General features: G+C 67.2%; 6 protein-coding genes. 4 read left to right on the top strand and 2 right to left on the bottom strand.

The genetic code is table 11. The features are described 5' to 3' along the window. Positions 1 to 201 (bottom strand): GcrA family cell cycle regulator (locus EG885_RS21760; RefSeq protein WP_278248505.1); only part of this gene is annotated, 201 nt, incomplete at its 3' end. A 118-nt stretch (positions 202 to 319) separates the two neighbouring features. On the opposite strand from EG885_RS21760, the gene EG885_RS21765 reads away from it, so the two are divergent. Further along, positions 320 to 1,156, top strand: a complete 837-nt coding sequence (locus tag EG885_RS21765) for an ABC transporter permease (protein ID WP_242679797.1) — start codon at positions 320 to 322, stop codon at positions 1,154 to 1,156. Here EG885_RS21765 and EG885_RS21770 read toward each other — a convergent pair. Continuing rightward, complete coding sequence (locus EG885_RS21770) at positions 1,153 to 2,061, bottom strand: DMT family transporter (RefSeq protein WP_131578858.1); 909 nt, start codon at positions 2,059 to 2,061, stop codon at positions 1,153 to 1,155. The two genes, EG885_RS21765 and EG885_RS21770, sit on opposite strands and share 4 nt — an antisense overlap. A gap of 192 nt (positions 2,062 to 2,253) precedes the next feature. Here EG885_RS21770 and EG885_RS21775 point away from each other — a divergent pair, with 192 nt between their 5' ends. The 3 genes from EG885_RS21775 to EG885_RS21785 form a co-directional block, all read left to right on the top strand. After that, positions 2,254 to 3,423, top strand: a complete 1,170-nt coding sequence (locus tag EG885_RS21775) for an aspartate aminotransferase family protein (RefSeq protein WP_131578863.1) — start codon at positions 2,254 to 2,256, stop codon at positions 3,421 to 3,423. 167 nt (positions 3,424 to 3,590) lie between these two features. Next, positions 3,591 to 4,517, top strand: coding sequence for an ornithine carbamoyltransferase (gene argF, locus EG885_RS21780; RefSeq protein WP_131578859.1), 927 nt, complete (start codon positions 3,591 to 3,593; stop codon positions 4,515 to 4,517). Positions 4,518 to 4,655: 138 nt separating this feature from the next. Continuing rightward, positions 4,656 to 5,287, top strand: a 632-nt coding sequence (locus EG885_RS21785) for a hypothetical protein (RefSeq protein WP_207392384.1), incomplete at its 3' end; no start/stop codon positions are given.

Below are 5,287 nucleotides of genomic sequence, written 5' to 3' on the forward strand. Positions count from 1 at the left end.
CGGGGCTGCCGCCACGGGTTCGGGCGCTGCCGCCGGGGCGGGTTCGGGGTCGTCATTGCGGTTCGACAGGCCAAGGCGGTGGACCTTGCCGATCACCGCATTGCGGGTGACGCCCCCCAGTTCCTTGGCGATGGCGCTGGCCGACTGGCCCTCGGACCACATGCGCTTCAGCGTCTCGACACGTTCATCCGTCCAGGACATGGCTGCCTTTCCGGGCGGGCTTCTTCGTGCCGCCCCATCTTGTAACCTGCGATTGGCCCCGTCACAAACGGGATGCCGAGATTTAGCTGCCGGATGCCGGAAATTCAAGGACTGCCAGATGACCCCGACCAGATTGCCGCCCGCACCCGCCCTGTCCGACAGTCCCGCCATGGGCGTGCGCCGGTTCGGGCGCGTCAACTGGCTGGGCCTGCGCACGCTGGCACGGCGCGAGGTCATGCGGTTCATGGCCGTCTGGCAGCAGACGATCTTTGCCCCGCTGATGACGGCGGCGCTGTTCGTGATGGTGTTTTCGCTGGCGCTTGGGGCCGGGCGGGGCGACATCATGGGCCTGCCCTATCTGGTTTTTCTGGGGCCGGGCATCCTGATGATGACGGTGATCCAGAACGCCTTCGCCAACACCTCCAGTTCGATCACCGCGGCCAAGGTGCAGGGCAATATCGTTGACACTCTGATGCCGCCGCTGTCTGCCGGAGAGCTGCTGGCAGGCTATCTGGCCGGATCGGTCGTGCGCGCCGGGCTGGTGGCCTTGGTCATCGGCACGGGCATGGTGCTGGTCACCGGGCGCGGCATCGCCCATCCGGGCTGGACGCTGGTCTTCGTCCTGCTGGCGGCGCTGATGCTGGGGGGCCTGGGGATTCTGGCCGGGATTCTGGCGCAGAAGTTCGACCAGATGGCGGCGATCACCAATTTCATCATCACGCCCCTCAGCTTTTTGTCGGGCACCTTCTATTCCGTGCAGGCCCTGCCGCAGCCCTTCAACATGCTGTCGCACTGGAACCCGATCTTTTATCTGATCGACGGGGCGCGCTATGGCGTCACCGGGGTCAGCGACGCGCCGGTCTGGCGCGGGGCGCTGATCTGCACCGGCGTGGTCGTCGGCGTGCTGTCTCTGGGCTGGCGCTGGCTGCGCTCGGGCTATCGGATGAAGCCCTAAAGTGGACCCTTGCGCTGCCGGTCGCGCCAGACCAGCAGCCCGGCGCCCGACACCAGCACGGCGGCGCCCGCCAGGCTGACGGCGTCGGGCAAAACGCCAAAGATCCACAGATCGAACCCCGCCGCCCAGACCAGCGTCAGGTAAAAGAACGGCGCCACGAAACTGGCATCCGATTGCCGCATCGCCGCCAGGTTCAGCATCTGCGCCCCCGCCATCAGCAGCCCGATGGCCAGCAAGGCCAGCCCCTGCGCGGCATTGGGCGTCACCCAGATCAGCGCGGCGGCGGCCAGTGCGATCACCGTGCCCATGCTGTTGTTGACCAGCATGATCTGCAACGGCGGCTCGCGACGCGTCAGACGTTTGATGAAGATCGCCTCCAGCCCCATGGCGGCGGCGGCCCCAAGCGCCAGGGCGGCAGCAGGCTGCAGCGCCTGACCGGGCCGCAGCAGGATCACCGCCCCGATCAGCGCGATGGCGGCGGCGGTCCAGCGGATCGGCCCGACCCGTTCGCCCAGCAGCGGAATGGCCAGCATCATGGTGAAGGCCGGCGACAGAAAGCTGATCGCGGTGGCGTCGGGCAGGGGCATCCGCGCCACGGCGGCGAACATCAGCGAAATCCCGACCCAGCCACAGACCGTGCGCCCCAGATGCGTGGACCAGCGCGGGCCAGTCCCGCCCTGACGGGACAGGCCCGGGCGCAGGATCGCCACCACCACCAGCACCCCGCACAGGGCAAAGGCGAACCGCCCCAGACTGACCATCAGCGGCGGCAAGGCCGGTCCCAGCACCCCGGTCCCGATCGCCTTGGCCAGCAGCGAGGTCGCCGCATAAAGCCCCGTTGCGCCGACCATGAAGGCGACGGTCCGGCCCCGATAATCCTGTTGCGGTTCCATATCCTGCCCCATGGCTGCGCCTTGACCTCTCTCTGGCGGATTTTCCCGCTTGCGTCAAAGCGCGAACCGGACCATCCTTTGCGCCATGAACGAACGACGCGCCCTGATCTCCCGACGCTGATGCTGCCCCTGACCGGGCCCGCATCCCTGTCCCTGTTCGTCGTTCTGACCCCCCCCCATTTTCCGCTGCCGGAGCCTTTTGCCATGATCCCTCATGTCCTGCCGACCTATAACCGCGCCCCTCTTGCTTTCGAACGGGGCGAGGGGTCTTGGGCCATCACCGCCGACGGCACGCGCTATCTGGATCTGGGCGCGGGGATCGCGGTCAATGTGCTGGGCCATGCGAACCCCGATCTGGTCGCGGCACTGACCCATCAGGCGGGGCGGATCTGGCATGTCTCGAACCTTTATCAGATTCCGGAACAGGAAAAGCTGGCCGACATGCTGGTCGATGCGACCTTTGCCGATACCGTCTTCTTCACCAATTCCGGGACCGAGGCGGCGGAACTGGCCATCAAGATGGTGCGCAAATACTGGGATCATGCGGGCGATCCCGACCGGACCCAGATCCTGACCTTCGAGGGGGCTTTCCACGGTCGCTCGACAGGCGCCATCGCGGCCTCGGGGGCGGACAAGATGGTCAAGGGCTTTGGCCCGCTGATGCCGGGTTTCCGCACCCTGCCCTGGGGCGATCACGAGGCGCTGCGGGCCGCCGTCAGCGACCGCACCGCCGCCATCATGATCGAGCCGGTGCAAGGCGAGGGCGGCATCCGCCCGCTGCCCGATGCCTGCCTGAAGGGCCTGCGCGAGATCTGCGACCAGACCGGCGCGCTTCTGGTGCTGGACGAGGTGCAATGCGGCATGGGCCGGACGGGTCGCCTTTTCGCGCATGAATATGCGGGCATCACCCCGGATATCATGATGGTCGCCAAGGGCATCGGCGGCGGCTTCCCCTTGGGCGCGGTGCTGGCCACGGAACAGGCGGCGGCACCGATGGTGGCGGGCAGCCATGGCTCGACCTATGGCGGCAACCCGCTGGCCTGCGCCGTGGGGGCCGTGGTCATGCAGATCGTCGCCGATCCCGCCTTTCTGGCCGAGGTGAACCGCAAGGGCGCCCTGTTTCGCCAAAAACTCGAAGGTCTGGTCGCCGCCCATCCCGACGTCTTCGAAGGCGTGCGCGGCCAGGGCCTGATGTTGGGGCTGAAATGCCGCGCGGCCCCCGCCGATCTGGTCCGCGCGGCCTATGACCAGCATCTGCTGACGGTTCCCGCCGCCGACATGACCCTGCGCCTGCTGCCGCCGCTGAACATCACGGATGAGGATATTGCCGAGGCCGTCGCCCGCCTCGACCGCGCCGCCGCCTCCCTCCGCTGAAGACGACAGGCAACGCCCACCCCACAGGCATCTTCTTCACAAAAATATCCCGGGGGGGGCCGCGCGGCAGCGCGGTGGGGGCGGCGCCCCCTTTTCCCCGCGCCCGCCCCTTGACCCGGGCGGTGCAAGCGGGCTTCCATGACAAAAATCGCCGAAAGACCGAACCGATGACGCATTTTCTGGACATCCACACGACCGACAAGGCCGCCCTGCGGTCGATCATCGACACCGCACAGGCGATGAAGACCGCCCGCAACAGCCGCCCCAAGGGCACGCCCGACGACGACCAGCCGCTGGCCGGGCGCATGGTGGCGCTGATCTTCGAAAAACCCTCGACCCGCACGCGCGTCAGCTTCGACGTGGGCGTGCGGCAGATGGGCGGCCAGACAATGATCCTGTCGGGATCGGAAATGCAGCTGGGCCATGGCGAGACGATCGCCGACACGGCGCGCGTCCTGTCGCGCTATGTCGATCTGATCATGATCCGCACGTTTGAGGAAGCGACCCTGCAGGAGATGGCGGAATATGCCAGCGTGCCGGTGATCAACGGGCTGACCAACCGCACCCATCCCTGCCAGATCATGGCCGATGTCATGACCTTCGAGGAACATCGCGGGCCGATCGCGGGCAAGAAGGTGGTCTGGTCGGGCGATGGCAACAATGTCTTTGCCAGCTTTGCCCATGCGGCGGGGCAGTTCGGCTTTGATCTGACCTTCACCGGCCCGCCGCCGCTGGACCCGGAACCCGCCTGTCTGGACTATGCCGCAAAGATGGGCCACCCGGTCACCATCGAACGCGATCCCGCAAAAGCCGTGATCGGCGCCGATCTGGTCGTGACCGACACCTGGGTCAGCATGCATGATCCGCAATCGGCCAAGGAACGCCGCCACAACCAGCTGCGCGGCTATCAGATCAATCAGGCGCTGATGGATCAGGCCCGGCCCGACGCGTTGTTCATGCACTGCCTGCCCGCGCATCGCGAGGATGAGGTGACCAGCGCCGTCATGGACGGCCCGGCCTCGGTCATCTGGGACGAGGCCGAGAACCGGCTGCATGCGCAAAAGGCCATCATGCGGCATTGTCTGGGCCTGTGACCCTGCGGACGGGTGGCCAGCGCCACCCGGCGAGACAACCCGTCTTCGCGCCTGGGCGCGATGACGGCGGTTTGAGCGCGGTGCGGTCAAGACGGTCTTGCGTCCGGGCGCGCGCCGGGTGCTTGCTGCGGACAGATCATGGGGGCCTTGCCAATGCGCAGTTTCGATTTCAGCTCGTGGCAGGGTGTCCTGACGACCGTTCTGGGGCTGGCGCTGTTCGCCTTTATCGGCGTTGGAATCCGGGTGCTGGTCATGCTGACCATCCAGCAACGCCAACAGCGCATGAACCGCCAGATCAATGAACGGCTCAAGACACTGATTGCGGCCTATCGGGTGCTGGGCGGCTCCTTCACCGGGGCGCTGACCGTCAGCCCGGCGCATCTGCGCGAATTGCGCGCGCCTGTCGAGGGCATCCCGACCTTGGACGGCACCGTCGGTCCGACGGATGAGGGTGGCACGCCAGCCTCGGACCGCCCGCGCCGCATCCGCGATGCGGGCGAGGCTGCGCTGGCCGACATCCTGTTGCTGGGCACCGAGGAACATGTGCGTCTGGCCGGACAGGCGGCCAGCGACATGGCGGCAGGCCAGCCGATCCACACGGCGGAACTGGTCATCTCGCTGCGCCGCTATATCCGCATGGCGCTGGATCTGGAGGAAATTCCGGCCGGGCTTTCCATCCCCCTGCAGGGCCCGACCCGTCCCCAAAGCAGCGGGGGGCGTGCCAAGGGCGACTCTGGTCGCGGTGGCGCTGGTGGCGGGGGCGGAATGGG

It is taken from the genome of Paracoccus nototheniae, from assembly GCF_004335005.1.
In the GTDB taxonomy this organism is placed as follows: Bacteria; Pseudomonadota; Alphaproteobacteria; order Rhodobacterales; family Rhodobacteraceae; genus Paracoccus; species Paracoccus nototheniae.

Coding starts and splice junctions, on each gene's coding strand:
- EG885_RS21765 (WP_242679797.1), top strand. CDS start 320: ATGACCCCGACCAGATTGCCGCCCGCACCCGCCCTGTCCGACAGTCCC.
- EG885_RS21775 (WP_131578863.1), top strand. CDS start 2,254: ATGATCCCTCATGTCCTGCCGACCTATAACCGCGCCCCTCTTGCTTTC.
- EG885_RS21770 (WP_131578858.1), bottom strand. CDS start 2,061: ATGGGGCAGGATATGGAACCGCAACAGGATTATCGGGGCCGGACCGTC.
- argF (WP_131578859.1), top strand. CDS start 3,591: ATGACGCATTTTCTGGACATCCACACGACCGACAAGGCCGCCCTGCGG.